Raw genomic sequence first — 564 nt, 5'->3', positions numbered from 1 at the left:
TGAGTACGAATAGCAACCCAGCAACAAGAAACGCGGGAATACTTTCCAGATCGTTCAGGTTCATACGCCGCGAACGCTCAACATACTCATTGGGTTCCAGCTGACCAGACACAGGATTCGGATTGAGAGGACTCTTCTTTGCATCCTCGGGGCTACGAAAGCCACCGCGTACCTTCATCATTCGAAAAACGGTTATCCACGGCTGCAGCATGAGCTTCAACAGCATAATCGACGCCGCCAGGACATATGCAAAGAAGACGGGATTCTCCAAACTCAAAATCGTGGTTACTGTTGTCATACAGTAACTATTCAGCTCAAATTGTTACAAAAAGTTCTTGACAGGTTTTTCCCAAGATTTAGAGAAGTCTAGGGACAGTCGGCGCACCGCTCTAAAGTCCGCCTCACCGCGCCACGTAGCCGTTCTGAACTGTCTGATGCATCTGCTTATCCCCGGGGCGTGGCAGTAATGCGAAAGTCGCTCAGATCCGCACACAAGAGGAAAAATTCGACCTGAAAAAGTCGTGCGATAATAGCGCCATCAATCGATGGGACTCAAGTTCATGA

The 564-nt window shown here is 48.9% G+C and carries 1 protein-coding gene; it reads right to left on the bottom strand.

Features of this window, described 5'->3' with window-relative positions; all coding sequences use genetic code 11:
• Positions 1-298 (bottom strand): MAPEG family protein (locus MRS74_RS23580; protein ID WP_254582722.1); only part of this gene is annotated, 298 nt, incomplete at its 3' end.
• Positions 299-564: the final 266 nt, after the last annotated feature.

This window comes from Marinobacterium sedimentorum (assembly GCF_024267675.1).
GTDB lineage: Bacteria > Pseudomonadota > Gammaproteobacteria > Pseudomonadales > Balneatricaceae > Marinobacterium_A > Marinobacterium_A sedimentorum.
Note: the sequence above shows the minus strand (reverse complement) of the source record. Positions and strands in the feature narration are given on the sequence as shown.